The organism is Pseudonocardia sulfidoxydans NBRC 16205 (assembly GCF_007989085.1).
Taxonomy (GTDB): Bacteria; Actinomycetota; Actinomycetes; order Mycobacteriales; family Pseudonocardiaceae; genus Pseudonocardia; species Pseudonocardia sulfidoxydans.
In genome coordinates this window covers 1-20,966 of sequence record NZ_BJVJ01000024.1, presented here as the reverse complement: position 1 = coordinate 20,966, position 20,966 = coordinate 1, and the positions used below count along the sequence as shown (strand labels likewise).

General features: G+C 73.8%; 22 protein-coding genes. 3 read left to right on the top strand and 19 right to left on the bottom strand.

Going from position 1 to position 20,966, the window contains the following annotated elements; translation table 11 throughout:
• Positions 1 to 42: 42 nt before the first annotated feature.
• Genes PSU4_RS13730 through PSU4_RS13715 form a run of 4 tightly spaced genes read right to left on the bottom strand, consistent with a single transcriptional unit; the run spans position 43 to position 3,584 of the window.
• Positions 43 to 879, bottom strand: coding sequence for a phosphoribosylaminoimidazolesuccinocarboxamide synthase (locus tag PSU4_RS13730; protein WP_147107551.1), 837 nt, complete (start codon positions 877 to 879; stop codon positions 43 to 45).
• Positions 876 to 2,333 carry an adenylosuccinate lyase gene (purB, locus tag PSU4_RS13725; protein ID WP_147107548.1) on the bottom strand — a complete coding sequence of 486 codons (1,458 nt, stop codon included), beginning with the start codon at positions 2,331 to 2,333 and terminating at the stop codon, positions 876 to 878. The genes PSU4_RS13730 and purB overlap by 4 nt, the downstream gene beginning before the upstream one ends.
• Positions 2,334 to 2,369: 36 nt before the next feature.
• Positions 2,370 to 3,047, bottom strand: coding sequence for a hypothetical protein (locus PSU4_RS13720; RefSeq protein WP_147107545.1), 678 nt, complete (start codon positions 3,045 to 3,047; stop codon positions 2,370 to 2,372).
• Positions 3,048 to 3,059: 12 nt separating this feature from the next.
• Positions 3,060 to 3,584, bottom strand: a complete 525-nt coding sequence (locus PSU4_RS13715) for a SigE family RNA polymerase sigma factor (protein ID WP_147107540.1) — start codon at positions 3,582 to 3,584, stop codon at positions 3,060 to 3,062.
• Between the two features lie 172 nt (positions 3,585 to 3,756).
• Between PSU4_RS13715 and PSU4_RS13710 the strand changes: the two genes are divergently transcribed.
• On the top strand, positions 3,757 to 4,923 hold the full coding sequence (locus tag PSU4_RS13710; RefSeq protein ID WP_147107537.1) for a threonine aldolase family protein: 1,167 nt from the start codon (positions 3,757 to 3,759) through the stop codon (positions 4,921 to 4,923).
• Between the two features lie 15 nt (positions 4,924 to 4,938).
• Here the strand turns inward: PSU4_RS13710 and PSU4_RS13705 are convergent, their stop codons facing one another.
• The 3 genes from PSU4_RS13705 to PSU4_RS13695 all read right to left on the bottom strand — a co-directional run bounded on the left by PSU4_RS13705 (position 4,939) and on the right by PSU4_RS13695 (position 7,593).
• Positions 4,939 to 6,102: a pyridoxal phosphate-dependent aminotransferase gene (locus tag PSU4_RS13705; RefSeq protein ID WP_147107534.1), complete on the bottom strand. Its 1,164-nt coding sequence runs from the start codon at positions 6,100 to 6,102 to the stop codon at positions 4,939 to 4,941.
• Between the two features lie 118 nt (positions 6,103 to 6,220).
• Positions 6,221 to 6,997, bottom strand: a complete 777-nt coding sequence (locus PSU4_RS13700) for an SDR family NAD(P)-dependent oxidoreductase (protein WP_147107531.1) — start codon at positions 6,995 to 6,997, stop codon at positions 6,221 to 6,223.
• On the bottom strand, positions 6,994 to 7,593 hold the full coding sequence (locus PSU4_RS13695; RefSeq protein ID WP_147107528.1) for a hypothetical protein: 600 nt from the start codon (positions 7,591 to 7,593) through the stop codon (positions 6,994 to 6,996). The genes PSU4_RS13700 and PSU4_RS13695 overlap by 4 nt, the downstream gene beginning before the upstream one ends.
• A gap of 153 nt (positions 7,594 to 7,746) precedes the next feature.
• Here PSU4_RS13695 and PSU4_RS13690 point away from each other — a divergent pair, with 153 nt between their 5' ends.
• Positions 7,747 to 8,667, top strand: a complete 921-nt coding sequence (locus PSU4_RS13690) for a LysR family transcriptional regulator (RefSeq protein ID WP_147107525.1) — start codon at positions 7,747 to 7,749, stop codon at positions 8,665 to 8,667.
• A gap of 133 nt (positions 8,668 to 8,800) precedes the next feature.
• On the opposite strand, the gene purD is transcribed toward PSU4_RS13690, so the two are convergent.
• Positions 8,801 to 10,066 (bottom strand): phosphoribosylamine--glycine ligase, encoded by a 1,266-nt coding sequence (gene purD / locus PSU4_RS13685; RefSeq protein ID WP_147107523.1) that lies wholly within the window; start codon positions 10,064 to 10,066, stop codon positions 8,801 to 8,803.
• Positions 10,067 to 10,262: 196 nt separating this feature from the next.
• Here purD and PSU4_RS13680 point away from each other — a divergent pair, with 196 nt between their 5' ends.
• The gene (locus PSU4_RS13680; protein WP_246115104.1) at positions 10,263 to 11,282 is read left to right on the top strand and encodes a glycerophosphodiester phosphodiesterase family protein; all 1,020 of its coding nucleotides are present in this window, start codon (positions 10,263 to 10,265) and stop codon (positions 11,280 to 11,282) included.
• On the opposite strand, the gene PSU4_RS13675 is transcribed toward PSU4_RS13680, so the two are convergent.
• The 11 genes from PSU4_RS13675 to PSU4_RS13625 all read right to left on the bottom strand — a co-directional run.
• Positions 11,272 to 12,147: an alpha/beta fold hydrolase gene (locus PSU4_RS13675; RefSeq protein WP_246115103.1), complete on the bottom strand. Its 876-nt coding sequence runs from the start codon at positions 12,145 to 12,147 to the stop codon at positions 11,272 to 11,274. The two genes, PSU4_RS13680 and PSU4_RS13675, sit on opposite strands and share 11 nt — an antisense overlap.
• A gap of 72 nt (positions 12,148 to 12,219) precedes the next feature.
• Positions 12,220 to 12,702 (bottom strand): phage holin family protein, encoded by a 483-nt coding sequence (locus PSU4_RS13670; protein WP_147107514.1) that lies wholly within the window; start codon positions 12,700 to 12,702, stop codon positions 12,220 to 12,222.
• Positions 12,703 to 12,823: 121 nt separating this feature from the next.
• Positions 12,824 to 14,035 (bottom strand): Na+/H+ antiporter NhaA, encoded by a 1,212-nt coding sequence (gene nhaA, locus PSU4_RS13665; RefSeq protein ID WP_147107512.1) that lies wholly within the window; start codon positions 14,033 to 14,035, stop codon positions 12,824 to 12,826.
• A 79-nt stretch (positions 14,036 to 14,114) separates the two neighbouring features.
• Positions 14,115 to 15,188, bottom strand: a complete 1,074-nt coding sequence (locus tag PSU4_RS13660; RefSeq protein WP_147107509.1) for a VWA domain-containing protein — start codon at positions 15,186 to 15,188, stop codon at positions 14,115 to 14,117.
• A 1-nt stretch (position 15,189) separates the two neighbouring features.
• Positions 15,190 to 16,212 (bottom strand): vWA domain-containing protein, encoded by a 1,023-nt coding sequence (locus PSU4_RS13655; RefSeq protein WP_246115102.1) that lies wholly within the window; start codon positions 16,210 to 16,212, stop codon positions 15,190 to 15,192.
• Positions 16,209 to 17,156 (bottom strand): DUF58 domain-containing protein, encoded by a 948-nt coding sequence (locus PSU4_RS13650; protein ID WP_147107506.1) that lies wholly within the window; start codon positions 17,154 to 17,156, stop codon positions 16,209 to 16,211. Before PSU4_RS13650 ends, PSU4_RS13655 begins: the two co-directional genes overlap by 4 nt.
• Complete coding sequence (locus PSU4_RS13645; RefSeq protein WP_147107503.1) at positions 17,153 to 18,130, bottom strand: AAA family ATPase; 978 nt, start codon at positions 18,128 to 18,130, stop codon at positions 17,153 to 17,155. Before PSU4_RS13645 ends, PSU4_RS13650 begins: the two co-directional genes overlap by 4 nt.
• Before the next feature lie 8 nt (positions 18,131 to 18,138).
• Positions 18,139 to 18,978, bottom strand: coding sequence for a S1C family serine protease (locus PSU4_RS13640; protein WP_246115101.1), 840 nt, complete (start codon positions 18,976 to 18,978; stop codon positions 18,139 to 18,141).
• A 119-nt stretch (positions 18,979 to 19,097) separates the two neighbouring features.
• Positions 19,098 to 19,526: an alternative ribosome rescue aminoacyl-tRNA hydrolase ArfB gene (gene arfB, locus PSU4_RS13635; protein WP_147107500.1), complete on the bottom strand. Its 429-nt coding sequence runs from the start codon at positions 19,524 to 19,526 to the stop codon at positions 19,098 to 19,100.
• A 9-nt stretch (positions 19,527 to 19,535) separates the two neighbouring features.
• On the bottom strand, positions 19,536 to 20,534 hold the full coding sequence (locus tag PSU4_RS13630; protein WP_246115100.1) for an LLM class flavin-dependent oxidoreductase: 999 nt from the start codon (positions 20,532 to 20,534) through the stop codon (positions 19,536 to 19,538).
• A 17-nt stretch (positions 20,535 to 20,551) separates the two neighbouring features.
• Positions 20,552 to 20,966, bottom strand: a 415-nt coding sequence (locus PSU4_RS13625; RefSeq protein ID WP_445009148.1) for an AMP-binding enzyme, incomplete at its 5' end; no start/stop codon positions are given.

Here is a 20,966-nt window from a genome sequence, read left to right as displayed (position 1 = left end):
CACACCACCGGTGAACCGCGCATCCCGGCCCGGGCGAACGTCTCACGAACCCCAGGTGGTGCCCGTCAGCCGCTCGTAGACCTCGACGTAGCGGGCCCGCGTGGCGGCGACGACGTCGGCGGGGACCTCGGGGCCGGGCGGGGTGCGGTCCCAGTCGAGCGTCGACGACCAGTCGCGCACGTACTGCTTGTCGAACGAGAACTGCGGACGGCCGGGCTCCCACTGGTCGGCGGGCCAGTAGCGGGACGAGTCGCTGGTCAGCACCTCGTCGCCGAGGACGATCTCGCCGGCGCCGTCGAGGCCGAACTCCAGCTTCGTGTCGGCGACGATGATCCCCGCCTTCGCGGCGAGCTCCGTGCCGCGCGCGTAGACGGCCAGCGTGAGGTCGCGCAGCCGGGCCGCGGTCGCGGCGCCCACCGAGTCGACGACCTCGTCGAACGTCATGAACTCGTCGTGCTCGCCGACGGGCGCCTTCGTCGTCGGCGTGAAGATCGGCTCTGGCAGCTTCGAGCCCTCGACGAGTCCGGGCGGCAGCGCGATGCCCGAGACGGTGCCCTGCTTCTCGTACTCCTTGAGCCCCAGCCCGGTGAGGTAGCCGCGGGCGATGCACTCGACGGGCAGCATGTCGAGCTTGCGGCAGCGGATCGCGCGGCCCGCGAACTCGGCCGGGACGTCGGTTGCGGAGACGACGTGGTTGGGGACCAGGTCGGTGGTCCGGTCGAACCACCACAGCGACAGCGCGGTGAGCAGGGCGCCCTTGTCGGGGACGGTCGTCGGCAGCACGACGTCGTAGATCGAGAGCCGGTCGGACGTGACGAGCAGGAGGTCGCCGTCGAGGTCGTAGACGTCGCGGACCTTGCCCGAGTGCAGCAGCTTCACAGGATCGCTCCGGGGGTGTAGGCGGCCGCGTCGGGGTGGGCGGCGGTGATCTCCTCGACGCGGGCGACGACGGCCGCGACCTGGGCTCCGGCGGCGCCGGTGAACGACAGCGGGTCGGACAGCAGCCCGTCGAGCAGGCCCGCGGGCAGCGCGAGGCGCTCGTCGCCCTGCAGCCGGGCGATCAGGTCGTTGTCGACCTGGCCCTTCTCCCGCATGGCCAGCGCGACGCCGACGGCGTGCTCCTTGATGACCTCGTGCGCGGTCTCGCGGCCCACCCCGGCGCGGACGGCGGCCATGAGCACCTTCGTCGTCGCCAGGAAGGGGAGGTAGCGGTCGAGCTCGCGGGCGATGACGGCCGGGTAGGCGCCGAACTCGTCGAGGACGGTCAGCGCGGTCTCGAAGAGGCCGTCGAGGGCGAAGAAGGCGTCGGGCAGGGCGACCCGGCGGACGACCGAGCAGAAGACGTCGCCCTCGTTCCACTGGGCGCCGGCGAGCTCGGCGGCCATGGCGGCGTTGCCGCGGAGCACGACCATGAGGCCGTTGATGCGCTCGGCGGAGCGGGTGTTCATCTTGTGCGGCATGGCGCTGGAGCCGACCTGGCCGGGCTTGAAGCCCTCCGTCGCGAGCTCGGCGCCGGCCATCAGGCGGATCGTCGTCGCCAGGCTGGACGGGCCGGCCGCGAGCTGGACGAGCGCGGAGACGACCTCGTGGTCGAGCGAGCGGGGGTAGACCTGGCCGACACTGGTCAACGTCCTCGCGAAGCCGAGGTGCGATGCGACCCGACCTTCGAGTTCTGCAAGACGAGCGGGGTCGCCGTCGAGCAGGTCCAGCATGTCCTGCGCCGTCCCGACCGGGCCCTTGATGCCGCGCAACGGGTAGCGGCCCCGCAGGTCGGTCAGCCGGTCGTAGGCCGCGAGCAGCTCGTCCGCGGCGGAGGCGAAACGCTTGCCCATCGTCGTCGCCTGGGCGGCGACGTTGTGGCTGCGCCCGGCCATCACCAGCTCGGCGTGCTCCGCCGCGCGGCGGGCGAGCCGGGCCAGGATCGCGACGGTGCGGTCGGCCACCAGGTCCAGCGACAGCCGGATCTGCAGCTGCTCGACGTTCTCCGTCAGGTCGCGGCTGGTGAGGCCCTTGTGGACGTGCTCGTGGCCGGCGAGGGCGTTGAACTCCTCGATGCGGGCCTTCACGTCGTGGCGGGTGACGCGCTCGCGGGCGGCGATCGAGGGGAGGTCGACCTGTTCGACGACGTTCTCGTAGTCGGTGATCGCCTGCTCGGGCACGTCGACCCCGAGGTCGCGCTGGGCGCGCAGCACCGCGATCCAGAGCCGCCGCTCCAGCACGATCTTGTACTCGGGCGACCAGAGCCGGACCAGCTCGGGGCTCGCGTAGCGGGAGGCCAGCACGTTGGGGATCACGTGCAGGAATCCTATGCGCTGCGTCCTGAGTGGCGTCATCGGCCATAGCCGATGACGCCACTCACGACCGGACGTTCACAAGCGGGGGGCCAGCGCGGACGCCACCGTCGCGAGCTGCGACTCGAACGGGATGGCGCCGGAGTCACTGTCGGACACCGACGTCACCGCGACGTAGCCCCCCGACGCCGTCGGCGAACCCGCCCTGGCCCAGCCGACCGGCTGCCCGTCCTCGACGGGCTCGCCCGCCGGGGTGAAGACGACGGTCAGCAGCCCGTGCGCGGGGCCGTCGTCGACCTCGAGGTGGACCTCCCGGCCACCGCCCTGCTTGCACACCATCGGCACGGCGGCCTCGCGGGCGTTCGCGACCGCGGGAAGCGCCTCGTTCAGCAGCGCGCGCAGCCCGGGGTCCTGCATCGGCACACAGCCGGTGTCGGACGGCGCCGGCACGGTCGGTGCGGCCGCGTTCGGGGGGACGGCGGCGTCGCCGCGTTCGAGGTTCGGTGCACCGGCGCTGTCTCCGGCGACCGACGACGCCGCCGTCTCCGTGCCGCCCCCGGTCGCGGCGATCCCGACGCTCACCCCGCCCAGCACGAGCACCACCGCGGCCGCGCCACCGGCGATGGCCGACCGTCGGCGGGCGGTGGCCTTCTTCGAGGCGCGGACGACGTCGTCGACGCCGAACGCCGCGGGCGGAGGTGTCGCGCCCGTGGACCGCATCATGTCCGTGAGGTCCTGATCACTGAGTTCACCCATGTCGGCCCCTCCTCAACCGGCCGGACGCAGGTCGTCGATGCCGTCGCCCAGCGCGGCGCGCAACGCCGCCAGCCCGTGCGACGTCTGGCTCTTCACGGTGCCCTCCGAGCAGCCGAGCGCCTCGGCCGTGGCCGCGACGTCGAGATCGTCGAAGTAGCGCAGCACCAGCACGGCGCGCTGGCGCGACGGCACCGACCGCAGGGCTGCGACCAGGGTCTCCCTGGTCGCGACGCCGTCCCCCGCGTCACGGGCCGGGGCCGCGTCGGGCACCTCCGGGGTGAACCGTTCACGCCGCCACGGGCGTCGTGACTCGTCGACGACCGAGCGCATCAGGGTGCGGCGCACCCAGGCGTCGAGCACCCGGACGTCGTCGCGGCCCCGGATCCGGCGCCAGTGCCGGTGCAGCGCGACGAACGCGGCCTGGGCGTGGTCGTCGGCGCGGTGCCAGTCCCCGCACATCAGGAACGCGGTCCGCCGCACGGTGTCGCGGCGCGCGTCGAAGTACTCCGCGAACTCCTGCTCGGCGGATGTGTCCACACCGTTCCCTCTCCTGCTGCACCCGCTCCGTCACGCCCTGACGCATTCGGGACGTTCGTCGTCGCGTACACGGTTGCAGCACCACCCCGTCTTCACTCGAACAGACCAACTCCGTGACCATCTCGTGACTCAGGCGCGACCTGACCGTCGTCGAGATGCTTGAATCCGACGGGTGCGTCCCACCTCACGTGCCCGCCGCGCGAAGTCCGAGTCCGGTCCCGTCGACCTCCGATCCGACACCGTCACCCGGCCCACCAAGCAGATGCGCGCCGCGATGGCGGCCGCGGAGGTGGGCGACGACGTCCTCGACCGCGACCCGACGATGCGCGCGCTCGAGGAGCGGGTCGCCGGCCTGCTCGGCGCCGCCGACGCGATCTGGACACCGTCGGGGTCGATGGGCAACCTCATCGCGCTGATGGCGCACCTGACCCGCGGCGACGCGTTCCTCGCGCCCGCGGGCTCCCACGTCCTCGAGGCCGAGCTGGGCACCGCCGCGTGGCTGGCCGGCGGGATGCCGCGGCCCCTGGAGCACGACGGCGGCCCCGGCAAGATCACGCCCGACGCCGTGCGCCGCGCCGCCGGCGGGCCCGGGGCGTACTACACGATGCGCACCAGCCTGCTGTGCCTGGAGAACACCCACAACGCCGCGGGCGGGACCGTCACCGCGCCGGAGGAGCACGCCGCCGTCGCCGCGGCCGCCCGGGCGGCCGGGCTGTCGGTGCACCTCGACGGCGCGCGGCTGTGGCACGCCGCGGTCGCGCTGGGGGTGCCGCCGGGTGCGCTGACCGTCGGCGCCGACACCGTCCAGGTGTGCCTCAGCAAGGGCCTGGGGGCCCCGGTCGGGTCGCTCGTCGCCGGGTCGGCGGAGTTCACCGAGGAGGCGCGGCGGCTGCGCAAGATGCTCGGCGGCGGCGTCCGGCAGGGCGGCGTCCTCGCCGCGGCCGGTCTCGTCGCCCTCGACCGCGTCGACCGGCTCGTCGAGGACCACGAACGTGCCCGCGTCCTCGCCGACGGTCTGCGCGAACGCGGCTGGCAGGTCGCCGAGCCGGAGACGAACATCGTGCTGGTCAGCGTCGCCGACCTCCCGGGGACCCTCGCACGGTTCGAGGAGTCCGGGGTCCGGGTCGCGCCGATGGGCGGGAAGGTCCGCCTGATGACCCACGCCGACCTCGCCGACGACGACATCGACACCGCGCTGGACCGGATCGGGCCCGTCGAACGCGGACGCGAGATCGCCGCGGCGCACCCTAGGCCGGCCGCCTCGCCGACGGGACCCCGGTCGCTCAGGCGGGCGGCGGGCGCTGCGGGTCGCGCTCCGGCGAAACGGGCCGGGCGTTGACCGCGTGCTCCCTCCTCACAGCCAGGCCCGGAGCCGTCGCAGCGCCTCGGTGATGTCGTCGGTACCGCCGGCGAAGGAGAAGCGGACGAACCGGTTGCCGTCGACGGGGTCGAAATCCACCCCGGGCGCGACGGCGACGCCGGTCTCGGCGAGCAGCCGGTACGTCAGCGCCATCGAGTCGTCGGCCAGGTGGGAGACGTCGGCGTAGACGTAGAACGCGCCGTCGGCCGGGGCCAGCTTGTCGATGCCCAGGTCACGCAGGCCGTCGAGCAGCAGACCGCGGTTGTGGGCGTACCGCTCGACGTGCCCGTGGACCTCCACATAGGACTCCGGGCCGAACGCCGCCAGCGCCGCGTGCTGCGGCAGCGCGGGCGGGCACACCGTGAAGTTGCCCGTCAGCCTGTCCACGGCCCGGCGCAGCCGCGGCGGCACCACCAGCCAGCCCAGCCGCCAGCCCGTCATCGAGAAGTACTTCGAGAACGAGTTGACGACGATCGCCTCCCGCGACGTCGACCACGCGCACGACGTCGCGGGCGATCCGGCGTAGCCGATGCCGTGGTAGATCTCGTCGCTCACGAACTGGACGCCGTTGCCCTCGCACCAGGCGGCGAGCGCGGCGAGCTCCGTCGGGTCGAGCACCGTGCCCGTCGGGTTGGCCGGGCTGGCGACGATCAGGCCGGCGACGGGCTCGTCGAGCGCCTCCAGCATCTCGACGGTCGGCTGGAACCGCGTCTCCGGCCCGCACGGCAGCTCGACGACCTCACAGCCCAGCGCCGTGAGAATGTTGCGGTAGCAGGGGTAGCCGGGCCGGGCCAGCGCCACGCGGTCCCCGGCGTCGAACGCCGCCAGGAAGGCCAGCAGGAACCCGCCCGACGAGCCGGTCGTGATCACGACGTCGTCGGCGTCGATCGTGAGGTCGTAGGCGCGTCCGTAGTGCCCGGCGACCGCCTGCCGCAGCGGCTCGATGCCCAGCGCCACGGTGTAGCCGAGGACCTCGGTCTCCAGCGCCGCCGCGGCGGCTGCGCGGACCGCCTTCGGCGCGGGTGTCGACGGCTGGCCCGCCGAGAGGTTGACGAGGTCGCCGTGGCTGCGGGCCCGCTCGGCCGCCGCCTGCCACACGTCCATGACGTGGAAGGGCGGGATCTGCGAGCGAAGTGCTTCGGGGCGCGGACCGGTCACGTCCTGAGAGTAGGAGACGCCCCGGACCGCGCCCGACCACCCGCGCGCAACCTCACTGTCGCGATCCGCCCGCAGGACGACAGTGAGGTTGCGCGCGAACAATCGCGCGGCCGGCCGCTCAGGTCATCACGACTCCACCGTCGACCGAGACGGTCTGGCCGGTGATGTTGGCGGCGCGGTCCGAGAGCAGGAACGCGACCGTCTCGGCGATGTCCTCGGGCGTCTGCGGGCGCCCCATCGGGACCATCGCCCCGACGAAACCGGCGAACAGCTGCTCGGGCGTCGAGTCGACGTGGGCGGGGTCGTTGGCGATCAGCCACTCGCTGGTCTTGCGCCACATGTCCGTCCAGATCAGGCCGGGCATGACGGTGTTGGCGCGCAGCCCGGTCGGCGCCCCGACCCGGGCGACGACGTGGGTCAGCTCGATCACCGCGGCCTTCGACGGGCCGTAGTCGGCGAGCATCTCCATCCCGAGGCGGGCACCGATCGACGCGATGTTGACGACCGCCCCGGGCCTGCCCGCGCGGCGCCGGACGAGCTCCTGGCAGGTGAGGAACGTGCCCCGGGTGTTGACGGCGAACGTCCGGTCCCACTGCTCCTCGGTCACCTCGGTGAACGGCACGAACATACCGACGCCCGCGACATTCGCGACTGCGTCGACCTCGCCGAGCCCCAGCCCACCGGCCGCCTCGAACGCCGACTGCACCGACGCGCGGTCGCGGACGTCGCACGCCGTGTGGGCGACGGTGGCGCCGCCGGCGGCGAGCTTCGCGGCGACCTCGGCGACACCGGCCTCGTCGACGTCGGTGAGCAGCACGGGCCGGTCCTGCGCGAGCCGGGCGGCGACGGCGGCGCCCAGCCCGCCCGCAGCCCCGGTGACGAGCGCGACGCTCACGCGATCTCCCGCGCGATCTCCGGGGCGAGCAGCTCGGCGGCCCGCGCGGCGGTGATGACGTCGGCGGGGTCGGGCTTCTCGATCCGCCGGGACGCGCCGTCCTCGTAGACGTGCTCGCCGATGAGGCGGCCGCGCTCGTCGTAGGGCCAGACGAAGGCGAGGGTGCGGGTGAGCAGGTAGACGTCGCCGGGGTCCTCCCCGGCCTGGACGGACCCGAACACGCTCTCGCCGAGCATCGCGCCGGGCAGGAACTGGCAGAACTCGACCTCGCCGGAGAACCCGTGGTCGTGGACGGCGATCTCCTGCCGGTTGACCCACATCACGAGGGCGTCGGCGGCGACGAGCGACTGGTAGAAGCCCCTGACCTGCTCCATCCCGTCGAGGATCACCGTCTGGCCGCCCTCGTGGAGGCGGTAGTGCGGCTGCTCGACGGTCTTGTCCGGGGCGAGCAGCTCGTCGTAGCGCCCGGCGACCTCCAACAGGCCGTGCATCCGGTAGTTCTTCAGGATCGCGCGGTGCCGCGGGTTGTCGGTGGCGGCGATCTGCTTCTCCAGGCTCGCGAACATGTGGGTGAAGTCGTGCTCGTAGCGGCTCATCCGGGTGGCTCCTCGTGACGACGCGGGTCGGTTCGGGACCGTCACCATCGCCGCGGCCGCCGCGCCGGGTCCATGACAAAGACGCCCACATGACGTGAACCGATCGACTAACGCCGCTGGTCAGAGCTAGTCTTCGGACCGGGAGGCGTCGCCGTGGACCTCAACCTGCACCTCGTGCGCTACCTCGTCGCCGTCGTCGACGAGGGGCACTTCGGGCGCGCCGCCGCCCGGCTCTACGTGAGCGCGCCGGCGCTGAGCCAGCAGGTCCGCAAGCTGGAGCGGGCCGTCGGCGCCGAGCTCGTCGACCGGACCGCGCACCCGGTGCGCCCCACGCAGGCGGGTGCGCGGTTCCTCGCGGAGGCCCGGGAAGCCCTGGCGGCGGCCGACCGCGCGGTGGCCGCCGTCGAGTCCTACCGCCGCGAGGTGGCGACGACGCTGCGGCTCGGGTTCATGACGGCGTCGGCGGGCCCGCAGGTCCGCGCGATGGTCGACGAGCTGCGCCGTGGTGAGCCCGAGGCCGTCGTGCGGCTCGTCGAGCTGCCGTGGAACCTGCAGGCGTCCGCGGTCCGCGACGGGACCGTCGACGCCGCGCTCGTGCGGCCCCCGATCTCCGACCGGGCGGGGCTGCGGTTCGACCTCGTGCGTCACGAGCCGCGGGTCGTCGCGCTGCCGGTCACCCACCGCCTCGCCGGCCGCGACGCCGTCGGCCTGGCCGAGCTGGACGGTGAGCCGCACGTCACCGGCGACGAGCTCGACCCGGTGTGGGTGCGCTGGTGGGCGTGCGATCCGCGGCCCAGCGGCGTCCCGGTGCGGTACGGGCCGTCGGTACGGACGATGGACGAGCTGCTGGAGGTCGTCGCCGCGGGGCAGGCGATCTCCATCACCGGCGGGTTCGTGGCCGACAGCCATCGTCATCCCGCGGTGGTGTTCGTCCCGGTGGCCGACGTCGAGCCCTGCCCGGTGTCGTTGTGCACCCGGGCGGCCGACCGGTCGACGCTGGTCACGGCCCTGCGCCGGGCGCTGCGGGCGATCCGCACCCAGGACGACACCCCGCGCGCAACCTCACCGTCCTGATCAGCGGCCAGGACAGCAGTGAGGTTGCGTGCGAAGAACAGCGCGCAACCTCAGTGCTGCGATTCGCCCGCGGGACGACAGGGAGGTTGCGCGCGGGCTCGCGGCCGACCTCGCAGGGACCTCGGAAGGGCGGTCAGGCGCGGGCCGGGATGGCGATCTCGCCGCGGGCGGCGCGGGACGCGATGTCGGTGCGATGGTGCGAGCCGGGGAGGTTGACGCCCCCGAGGCGCGCGTAGGCGTCGGCCCGGGCGGCGTCGAGATCGTCGCCGGTGCCCACGACCGAGAGCACCCGCCCACCGGCGGAGACGACGGCACCGTCGTCGCGGCGGCGGGTCCCGGCGTGCAGGACACCCTCGGCCTCGGAACCGATGATGACGTCGCCCAGGCGCGGGACACCGGGGTAGCCCTCGGCGGCGACGACGACGGTGACGGCGGAGCCGTCGGCCCACTCCAGGGCGGGCGCATCGGCCAGGGTGCCGGTGGCGACGGCACGCAGCAGCCCGGCGAGCGGGGTGCGCAGCAGGGCGAGGACCACCTGGGTCTCGGGGTCGCCGAAGCGGCAGTTGAACTCGATGACCGACGGACCGTCGGACGTCATGGCCAGGCCGGCGTAGAGCAGGCCGGAGAACGGGACGTCACGGCGCGCCATCTCGTCGGCGACGGGCTGCACGACGCGGGCGACGATGTCGGCGACGCCGGCCTCGTCGAGCCAGGGCAGCGGCGCGTAGGCGCCCATGCCGCCGGTGTTGGGGCCGCAGTCGTCGTCGCCGACGCGTTTGAAGTCCTGCGCGGGCACCAGCGGGACGACCGTGGTGCCGTCGACCAGGCAGAACAGCGACGCCTCGGGCCCGTCGAGGAACGACTCGAGCAGCACGGGGTGGCCGCCGTCGAGCAGCGTGGAGGCGTGCGCGCGGGCGATCTCGCGGTCCGGGGTGACGACGACGCCCTTGCCGGCGGCGAGCCCGTCGTCCTTGACGACGTAGGGCGGGGCGAACCGGTCGAGCGCGGCGTCGAGGTGGGCGGGGCTGTCGACGATCTCGCAGCTCGCGGTGGCCACCCCGGCCGCGGTCATGACGTCCTTGGCGAAGCTCTTGGACCCCTCGATGCGGGCCGCGGCGGCACCGGGGCCGAAGCAGTCGATCCCGGCGGCGCGCACGGCGTCGGCGATGCCGGCGACGAGCGGGACCTCGGGGCCGATGACGACGAGGTCGGCCGCCCAGTCGCGGGCCAGCGCGACGACGGCCTCGGCGTCGACGACGTCGACCCCGCGCTGTTCGGCGACGGCGGCGGTGCCGGCGTTGCCGGGCGCGCACGCCAGGGCCGTGACCGCAGGGTCGGACGCCATGCTCAGGACAAGAGCGTGCTCTCGGGCTCCGGAGCCGATCACCAGGACTCGCACGGTCGGCAAGGGTAGAGGCCCGCGGCGGCCGGGTGGTCACCGCATGCGGGATCCGGACGCGTGTCACAACGCCGGCCGGCCTGCGGTGTCGTCGCGCGTTCACCGTGGCGACGTCGCCCGGACGGCTCCCGTAGCCTCGCCGGACGTGCGGCGACCCCAGACTGGCCCGATCATCGCCCGACCTGGAGGACAACCGGTGGTCGATCTCGGTTCCGGCGCCACGACACCCTTGGTGATCGCCCATCGCGGCGCGTCGGGGTACCGGCCCGAGCACACCCTGGCCGCCTACGAGCTGGGGGTTCGGCTGGGTGCGGACGCGTTCGAGCCGGACCTGGTGAGCACGGCCGACGGGGTGCTCGTGGCCCGGCACGAGCCGGAGATCGGGCGCACGACCGACATCGGGTCGCGCCCGGAGTTCGCCGACCGCCGGACGACGAAGACCGTCGACGGGGTGACGCACGAGGGCTGGTTCGTCGACGACCTGACGCTGGCGGAGCTGCGGACGCTGCGCGCGGTGGAGCGCATCCCGGACGTGCGGCGGCGCAACACGGTGCACGACGGCCGCTACGGCATCGCGACGCTCGACGAGATCCTGGAGCTGCGGGCGCGGCTGTCGGCGGAGCTGGGTCGCCCGATCGGGTTGTTCCCGGAGATCAAGCACTCCAGCTGGTTCGCGGCGCGTGGGCTGCCGATCGAGCCGGCGCTGGTCGACACGCTGGACCGGCACGGCCTGAACCGCCCGGGGTCGCCGGTGTGGGTGCAGTCGTTCGAGACGACGAACCTGGTGGCGCTGCGGGGTGCGCTGCGGACGGGCCTGGTGCAGCTGCTCGACGACCACGGGGCGCCGGCGGACCTGGCGGCGGCGGGCGACCCACGCACGTTCGCCGATCTGGCGACACCGGCCGGGTTCGCGGGGATCGCCCGCTACGCCGACGCGGTGGGGGCGGCGAAGCCGCTGGTGGATCCGCTGCTGGTGGCGGAGGCCCACGACGCCGGGCTGTCGGTGCTGGTGTTCACGCTGCGCAACGAGAACCGGTTCCTGCCCGCCGACCTGCGCCGCCCTGGTCCCGACGGTGCGTGGCACGACGACGACTTCGGCGACGCGTTCGCCGAGTGCGAGCGCTACCTGCGCCTCGGTGTGGAGGGTGTGTTCAGCGACCACCCGGACACGGCGGTCGCCGTCAGGGACGCGCTGGTCGCCCCACTCATCGGTTGACGTCGGCGACGAAGGCGCGCAACAGGGTTCGGACCTGACCGGGGCGTTCCTGGTGCGGGAAGTGCCCCGCCCGGGCGAGGACGTGCTCCGCCATCCCCGCGCCGGCCCACCGGGCCGACGCGGCGGCCGTGGCGGGCAGGACGCACGGGTCGTCGACACCGTGGATCGAGAGCACGGGCGCGGTCACGGGAGCGGCGACGGCCGCGGCGAACCGGCGGCCCTCGGCGCGCAGCTGCGAGCGCATCGCCCACCGGTAGTACTCCATCGAGGTGTGTGCGACGGCCCCGATCCGGATCGCGGACCTGTTGTGCGCCACCGCCTCGGCGAAGTCGTCGGTGGTGGTCCAGTCGTGTCCCGCCCAGCGGCGCATGATCGTCTCGACGCGGGCGCCGTCGTCGGCACGCAGTGAGCGTTCGGGCAGGCGCGGGAGCTGGAAGCCGAGCGCGTAGGAGGCGGTGGCCCGGCCCTGGCCGCGGGGGTCGCGCCACACCGCGCGCCGGAACGCGAGCGGGTGCGCGGCCCCGACGACGCCCAGCCCGGCGACGAGGCGGGGGTGCAGCGCGGCGAGCGTCCAGGCGATGACGCCGCCCCAGTCGTGCCCGACGACGGTGGCGCGTCCCTCGCCGAGCGCGCGGATCAGCCCGGCGACGTCACCGGCGAGGGTCCACAGGTCGTAGCCGCGGGGTGGCTTGTCGGAGTCGCCGTAGCCACGCAGGTCGACGGCGACGGCCCGGTACCCGGCCGCGGCGAGGTCGGTCAGCTGGTGGCGCCACGACCACCAGAACTCGGGGAAGCCGTGCAGCAGGACGACGAGCGGCCCGCTGCCGGACTCGACGACGTGCAGCCGGATCCCGTTGGCGGACACGTCCCGGTGCGCCCAGGGGCCCTCGATCCGGACGGTCGACGGGTCCGGACCGCGCGGGCGTGCGCCCACCGGTCAGGTCAGTTCGGGGGTGTCCCCGGAACGTCCGCGGCTGCCGAGCACCTGGGCGGTGTCCTTGAGCGAGCTGATCGTGCGCTCGGGCTTGCGGATCTTGCGCACGCGCAGGTAGCCGAGCAGCCCGAACAGGCCGGCGACGAGGACCATGGCGCCGAAGACGATGCCGAACGCCGCGGCCCGGTTCAGCCAGATCGCCAGGAGCTCGGCGAGGGCGAAGAACAGGAAGAACAGGCTGAACAGCACGATCGTCAGTGCGACGATGAAGAAGACGCTGCCCTGCACGCCCTTCTTGACCTCGGACGTGACCTCGGCCTTGGCCAGCTCCACCTCGGAGCGGACGAGGGAGGACAGGTGCGTCGTGACGTCCTTGACGAGCGCGCCGACCGACTGGTCCTCCGGCCTCACCGGGTCGGCGGACAGCGGGATCGAGGGCAGCACAGGCGGAACATCCGTGCCGCCGGTGTTGGTCGGGCTGGCCACCGCGGTCCCCTTCTTCTGTCCTGCTGGGAGTGTCGTGCCGGATCGCGACGGTCGCTCCGGTGCGCCGGTGACGCGTCGTGATCGGGAGTCATCGTGCCACGCCCCCGGAACCGATGCCCGTTCAGGCGCAACCGTCATCCGGTCGTGACGTGGACGGAGGCTGCGCTCCCCTGTGGACGCGCCGTCTGCGCGCCAGCATCGCCGCGGCGATCAGGGCGGCGGCGGCGCTCGCGAGCAGGATCGCGGCCTTGGCGGCCTCGGCCGTCGCCGGGAGGGCGGCGAGCGAGAGCTCGGCGATCAGCAGGCTGACGGTGAACCCGACGCCGCCGAGCATCGACACGGCGAGCATGTCGCGCCGGCCCAGCCCGGGCGGTCTACTCGCCGGGACCAGCCGCATGACCAGCGCCGTCACCCCGAAGATGCCGACGACCTTGCCGACGAGCAGGCCCACGACCACGGCTTGCGGGACGGGGTCGGTGACGACGGTCCGCAGCGCCTGGGCCCCGAGCGGCACCCCGGCGGCGAAGAGCGCGAACACGGGCACGCACAGCCCCGCCGACCAGGGCTGCAGGCGGTGTTCGAGACGTACGGCGGGCGCGTCGTCCTCGTCGGGATCGGCCTTGACGCGGGTGAGCAGCCCGAGGACCACACCGGCGATCGTCGCGTGGATCCCGGCCTCGTGGACCGCGGCCCACATGACGACGGCGAGCGGCACGTAGAGCCACCACGCCCGGACCCGTCGGCGCTGCAGGAACCAGTACGCGAACGCGCAGGCCACGGCGACGAGGAGCGCGACGAGGTGGAGGCCCGCGGAGAACACCACGGCGATGACGACGATCGCGCCGAGGTCGTCGGCGACGGCGAGACCGAGCAGGAAGATGCGGGCGGTGGCGGGCAGCGACCTGCCGGCGAGGGCGAGCACGGCGAGCGCGAAGGCGATGTCGGTGGCGACGGGGATGGCCCAGGCCTGGTCCATGCCGGGGGCGCCGCGGCCGACGAGCAGCGCGAGCCCGGCGGGGACCACCATGCCGCCCAGCGCGGCGGCGACGGGCAGCAACGCCCGCCGGGTCGACGACAGCTCCCCCACCACGAGCTCGCGCTTGAGCTCCAGCCCGACGACGAAGAAGAACACGGCGAGCAGCCCGTCGGTGGCCCACTGGCCGACCGTGAGGTCGAGCCCGAGCGCGGCCGGCCCGAACCGGGCGTCGCGCAGGGCCGTGTAGGCGTCACGCCACGGCGAGTTGGCCCAGATCAGCGCGATCGCGGTGGCGCCGAGCAGCACCATGCCGCCGACGGTCTCGGTGCGCAGGTAGCGGGCGAACTCTTGTCTCACGGGCGTCTCCGGGGCCGGGCGTGCGGATGCGACTCGCCGACCAGACTTCCCGGCACACCGGCAGCGACCCTACCGGTCCTCAGTCGGGGAACGTCGTCCAGCGCGACGCCGCCCACAGCCCGCCCAGCAGCGCGAGGACCGCGGCGACGACGAGGAAGACACCGAGCTCGACCTCGCGGCGCTGCACGTCGACGGTGCGGGGGAGGTCGGACAGGACGCTCTGCAGCCGGTCGGCGTCGGCGGCGGCGAAGTAGCGGCCGCCCGTGGTGTCGGCGACCTCCTGCAGCGCGCCGTCGTCGGCGACGAGGTAGCCGCGGCCACCGCCGGCTCCCCCGCCGCTGTAGCTGCCGTAGCCGCCGCCGAAGCGCCCGTCGCCGGTGCGGCCGAGCTGCGCGGCCGAGCACACCATCGACGTGGGCGTGTCGGTGCCGAAGCCGATCGGGTAGACGCGCACGCCTCGTTCGGCGGCGACCTTCGCCGCGTCCTGCGGGGTGACGCCGGTGGTGTTGGCACCGTCGGTGAGCAGCACGACGATCTCGGGCGCGTAGGTGCCGGGGGCGCGGGGCGGCGGCGGTGGCGCTCCGGGGGCGGGGTCGGCGGGGGCGACGTCGGGGTCGATCTCGGAGATCGCGTCCACCGACTTGAGGATGGCCGACCCGATCGTCGTGCCGCGACCCGTGGTGAGCTGGTCGAGCGCGGCGGTGACGGCGTCGTGGTCGGTCGTCGGGGGCACGGCGAGCTGCGCGAACCCCGAGAAGACGACGAGCCCGACGCGGGTCTGGGGGTCCTGTTCCTCGACGAACCGGCGGACCGCCTGCTGGGCCGCGGCGAGCCGGTTGGGGTCGACGTCGGTGGCGCACATGGACCCGGACACGTCGAGCGCCACGATGACCGCGGCCTGCGAGACGGGCACGTCGACCTGCGCCGACGGCCGCGCCGCCGCGAGCCCGAGGAAGGCGAGGCAGGCCAGGACCAGCGCGATCGCGGCGTGCCGCTTCCAGCCGGGGCGTTTCGGAGCCGCCGCGCGGACCACGGCGAGGCTGGAGAACCGGACCGCGTGCCGACGGCGTCGCCGCAGCTGCCACACGTACGCGCCGGCGAGCAGCGGGACGACGAACAGCGTCGCGAGCAGCCAGGGCCACTGGAGGTCCATCTCAGACCACCCGCCCCGTCCACGCCAGCGAGAGCGCGGCGCCGATCCCGAGCAGCAGCGCCCCGGCGACGGCGACGAGCGCGGTCAGCTCGACACGCCGGTCCTCGGTGGTCCACTCGAGCTCGACGGCGTCGTAGACCGCGGACAACGCGGCGGGGTCGGCGGCGGCGAAGTAGCGGCCGTCGGTGCGGTCGGCGATCTCGCGCAGCAGCGGCTCGTCGAGCCTGGTCGCGACCTGGAAGCCGTCGATCTGCAGCACCGTCCCGCCGGGGCTGCCGAGGCCGATCGGATACACCTTCACCCCCGCCGTCGAGGCGATGTCGGCGACCTGCAGCGGGTCGGGCTCGGCGGTGTTCTCGCCGTCGGTGAGCAGCACGACCGCAGCCGACCCGTGGTAGCCCAGGTCGGGCCCGGTGGGCTCGGGACCACCGCCCCGCCCCGAGGGGACGACGACCTGCCTGCCGACGATCGCGCCCAGCGCCGTCTGCAGGCCCCCGCCGAGTGCGGTGCCGCCCTGCGGGGCGAGCCGGTCGATCGCGGCGACGGCGCTCGCCCGGTCGGCCGTCGGTTCCTGGGTGACGACGCCGGTGGCGCCGAACGCGACGACGGCGATCCGCACCGACGCGGGCTGGCGCTCGACGAACTGCGTCGCGGCGGCCTTGGCGGCGTCGAGACGGGTCGGGGTGAGGTCGGTGGCGGCCATGCTGCCGGAGACGTCGAAGGCCAGGACGACGGTGCCTTCACGGCGGGGCTCCGGGATGGACGCCTCCGGCCGGGCCAGCCCGGCGACCAGCAACAGCAGGGCGAGCAGGAACAACCCGGCCGGGACGCGGCGCCGCCACGTCGACGGCCGCGCGGTGGCGACGAGACCCTGCGCGGCGAGCGCCGCCCGCCGCGCCGCCCGGGCCCGCAGCTGCCGGACGTACCAGACGACGACCAGCGGGACGACGACCAACGCGAGCAGCGCCCACGGCCACCCGAACGTCAGCCCCGCGCCACCCCCGTCCATCGTCCCGCCGTTCATCGTCGGCGCCTGCGCAGGTCGGCGATCCGGAACAGGGCCCGGACCAGGTCCTCGTCGGTGGCGACGGTGAACAGGTCGAGCCCAGCGGTGCCCAGGTCGGCGGCGAGCGCGGCCTGCCGGGCGTCGGCGGCCTCGCGCAGCCGGGCGCGGAACGCGGCGTCGCCGGAGTCGACGAGGATGACCTCCCCGGTCTCGGCGTCCTCGACGTAGACGAGCCCGGCGTCGGGCAGGTCGAACTCGCGAGGATCGACGACCTGCACGGCGACGACGTCGTGGCGGCGAGCGAGCAGGCCGAGGGGACGTTGCCAGCCGTCGTCGGCGAGGAAGTCGGACACCACGACCACCAGCGACCGGCGCCGCAGGATGCCGATCGCGGCCCGCAGCGCGCCTTCGAGGTCGGTCCCGGTTTGTCCGCCGGCCCGCTCCCTCAGCAGCCGCGAGAGAATCCGCAGCACCTGGTTGCGCCCACCGCCGGGCGGGATCGTCTCGCGCAGCTCGGAGTCGAACAGCAGCGCCCCGACCCGGTTGCCGCCGCGCGAGAGCAGCTGCGCCAGCACCGCGGCAACCTCGACGAGCACCACGTGCTTGCGCCGCCGCACCGGCCCGAAGTCCATCGACGCCGACCCGTCCAGGACCAGCCACGCCGTGGCCTCGCGGTCCTCCAGGTACTCGCGGACGTGGGTGACGTCGGTGCGGGCGGTGACGTTCCAGTCGATGTGGCGCAGGTCGTCGCCGAGCTGGTACTCGCGCAGGTCGGCGACGTCGACGCCGCTGCCGCGGAACATCGTCCGGTGATCGCCCAGCAGCCGCCCGTCGAGGCGGCGCAGCACCCGCCACTCCAGGCGCCGCAGCACCCGCTCGGGCGTCAGAGCCTGTGAGCGGCGATGGTCGCCATAGCGACCATCGCCGCTCACGACCCCGTGGGGCGTTGCGTTCCCGGTCATCGCGCGGGTTCAGACACCTGGGGTGTGGAGACCGCACCCAGCACCCGGTCGAGCAGGTCGTCGGCGGACACGTCGTCGGCCAGCGCCTCGTAGGACAACACGATCCGATGACGCAGGACGTCGCGGGAGAGCTCGCGGACGTCGCCGGGCAGGGCGTAGTCGCGGCCACGCAGGAACGCCAACGCCTTCGCGCCCAGCACCATGTTGATCGACGCGCGGGGGCTCGCCCCGAACGAGACGTACCGCGCCAGCTCCCCCAGCCCGGCGCCGGACAGGTCACGCGTGGCGGTCGCGAGCGACACCGCGTACTCGATGATCCGGGGGTCGACATAGACGTCGTCGGTCTCGGACTGGAAGCGGCGCAACGTGTCCAGGTCCAGAACGGGCGTCGGCCGGGCGGGCGGGCTCGTCATCCGCTCGACGACGACGAACTCCTCCGTCGCGCTCGGGTAACCGACGAGGACCTTCAGCATGAAACGGTCGAGCTGCGCCTCGGGCAGCGGGTAGGTGCCCTCGGACTCGATGGGGTTCTGGGTGGCCATCACGAGGAACGGGTCGGGCGCCGGGTAGCTCTCGCGGCCGATCGTGACCTGCCGTTCCTGCATGACCTCCAGCAGCGCGCTCTGCACCTTCGCGGGGGCACGGTTGATCTCGTCGGCGAGCAGCAGGTTGGTGAACACAGGGCCGAACGACACGTCGAACCGGCCCTCCCGCTGGTTGTAGATGCGGGTGCCGGCGACGTCGGCCGGCACGAGGTCCGACGTGAACTGGATGCGCTGGAACTCCCCGCCGACCGCGCTCGCCAACGCCTTCACCGCCATCGTCTTCGCCAGGCCGGGGACGCCCTCGACGAGCAGGTGACCGCGGGCCAGCAACGCGACGAGCATCCGTTCGAGCAGGGCGTCCTGCCCGACGATGGTCTTCCTGACCTCGTAGAGCGTCTGTTCCAGAGGCCCACTCGTCGCGTCCCCCATGGATCCCCCTACTTCATCGGCCCGCCGGCACCCCCGGCGGCGGTGGCGATCGGGACCGCGAATCCGATCCCGACGAAGAAGTCCTGGTCGGCCGGGTTGGCCAACCCGGTGACGATGCCGACGACCTGCCCGGCCCGGTTCAGCAGCGGGCCGCCGCTGTTGCCGGGGTTGACCGCGGCGTCGAACTGGATGAGGTCGGACAGGGTGGTGCCGCCGGGTGCGGCGATCGAACGGCCGAGCGCCGACACGACCCCGGCGGACAGGCTGTCGCGCAGCCCGAGCGGGTTGCCGACGGCGAACACCGTGTCCCCCACGGCCGGGCCGCCGCCCAGGACCGCGGGCACGACGACCTGCGGCAGCTGGTCCACCGCGAGCACGGCGACGTCGGTCGCCGGATCCGCGTCGACGACCCGCGCGCCCGTCGTGGTCCCGTCGGCGAACCGGACCACGATCGCGCTCGCCCCGTCGACGACGTGCAGCGCCGTCAGCACCGCGCCCTTCGCCGAGACGACGACGCCGCTGCCCAGCGCGGCCTCCGTGGACCCGCCGCCGGGGCGCTGCGAGGTGACCGTGACCAACGACGGCCCGATGGCCTGGTAGGCGACGGCGGCGTCGGCGGGGGCATTGCGGACGTCCTGCTGGGCCTTGTCGATGCCGGTCTGCACGGACCGGTCGACGTCGGCCTGCGTCAGCGGCGGCGGCCCCGAGGGCAGGAGGAACCAGACGAGCAGGGCGGCCACGACTGCGACGACCGCTCCGGAGACGATCCACCACCGGCGACGGCGCGATGATCGTCGCGCCGGGGGCGCGACGGTGTCGTCGATCGGGGTCTGCTCGACCGGCGGCACTTCGCCCAGAGTACGCGGCGAATCCCCTGGTGAATGGGCTGATCGGGGGACAACAGCCCCTGTGAGCGGCAATAGTCGCTATAGCGACTATTGCCGCTCACGACCTCGATCGGAACCCGTCAGTCCTCCGGACGGCCCCGCAGCTTCTTGATCGCACCGCGGCGCGTCTTCGCGTCCATCCGCCGCCTGCGCGCACCGGCCGACGGCTTCGTCGGCCGCCGCACCGGCGGATCAGCCTTCGTCGCCTCCCGCAACGCGTTCACCAGCCGCTCCCGGGCCGCATCACGGTTGCGCAGCTGGCTGCGGTGCTCCGACGCCGCGATCGTCAGCACCCCGTCGACGAGCCGGTTGCCCAGCCGCGCCACCGCGCGGGCCCGCAGCGGCTCCGGGATACTCGGCGAACCCGCGACGTCGAACGACAGCTCGACCCGCGAGTCGGTGGTGTTCACGCCCTGCCCGCCCGGCCCCGAGGCGCGCGAGAAGCGCCACCGGAGCTCGCGCCCCGGCAGCACCACGTTGCGGCGCACCACGAGATCGTCGTCGGACACAGGTCGTGACTACACCGCGGCGGGCCTCGGGGACCACCCCAATATCGGCCCCAGACGCGTCGCCATGTCGGTGAGGATCTGGACGTAGTCCTCCGGCGCGAAGCTGAAGGGCAGCGCGAACACCACCTCGGTCACCGCGCGGAAGGCCTCGTGGGCGTGCAGTTGCTCGGCGATCCACTCCGACGGCCCGACGATGTCGCGGGCGAACAGCATCCCGGCAGGCCCTTGCGGCGCGGCCGTGCGCGGAGTGCGTTGCGCCGCGTAGGCCTCGTACTTGGCACGCTGCTCGGGCGTCGCCGAGTCGGTCGGGACGACGACCAGCCCCTGCGACACCCGGCCCTCGGGATGCGCCGCCCGGAACTGGTCGATCTGTGCCCGCTGGATCGCCGCGAACCCCGACGCCTCGTTGCCCTCCGCCCGCACGACGGAACTGGTCAGCAGGTTCATTCGCAGCTCACCGGCCCGCCGGGCCGAGCCGAGGCTCGCCGCGCCATACCACATCCGCGACCGCAGACCGGGCGAGTGCGGCTCCACCCGCTCGGAGTAGACCTCGAAGCCCTCGGTGCCGCGGAAGGAGCTCGCGGGCTCCCCGGCGACGAGCCGCAGCAGGCGGGTGAGCCGCGAGTCGCCGAAGTCCTCGTCGGTGCCCGGGTACAGCGCGTCCCGGACCTCGTCGAGGTTGCGCGGCGGCCCCACGCTCACACCCGGGTTCAGCCGACCACCCGAGAGCACGTCGACCGTCGCCAGGTCCTCGGCCAGGCGCAACGGGTTCTCCCAGCCCAGCGGCGTCACCGCGGTGCCGAACTCGATCCGGCGCGTCCGCTGCGACGCCGCCGCCAGCACGGCGACGGGCGAGGAGATCCCGTACTGCAGGTGCCGATGCCGGAGCCAGGCGCTGTCGAACCCGAGCTGCTCGCCCAGCTCGATGGTCCGCAGCGTCGTCTCGTGCCCCGGCCCCGGATCGGCGCCGTCGAAGAGGCCGATGGTGAGGAAGCCGAGCCTCTCCAACGGCCGTGCCGACTCGCTCAGTCCTCGCCCTTTCCGTCGTTCATGCCCGACGAGATGAGGTCCATGACCGTCGAGTCGGCCAGCGTCGTCACGTCGCCGACCTCGCGGTTCTCCGCGACGTCGCGCAGCAGCCGGCGCATGATCTTGCCCGACCGCGTCTTGGGCAGCTCGTCGACCACCATGATCTGGCGCGGCTTGGCGATCGGCCCGATCTCCTTCGACACGTGGTCGCGCAGGGCCTTGATGGCGTCGGCGCCCTCCGCCTCGTCCCGGGCGACGTTGCCGCGCAGGATCACGAACGCCACGATGCCCTGGCCCGTCGTCGCGTCCGACGCCCCCACGACCGCCGCCTCCGCGACCGTCGGGTGGCTGACCAGCGCCGACTCGACCTCGGTCGTCGAGATGCGGTGGCCCGACACGTTCATGACGTCG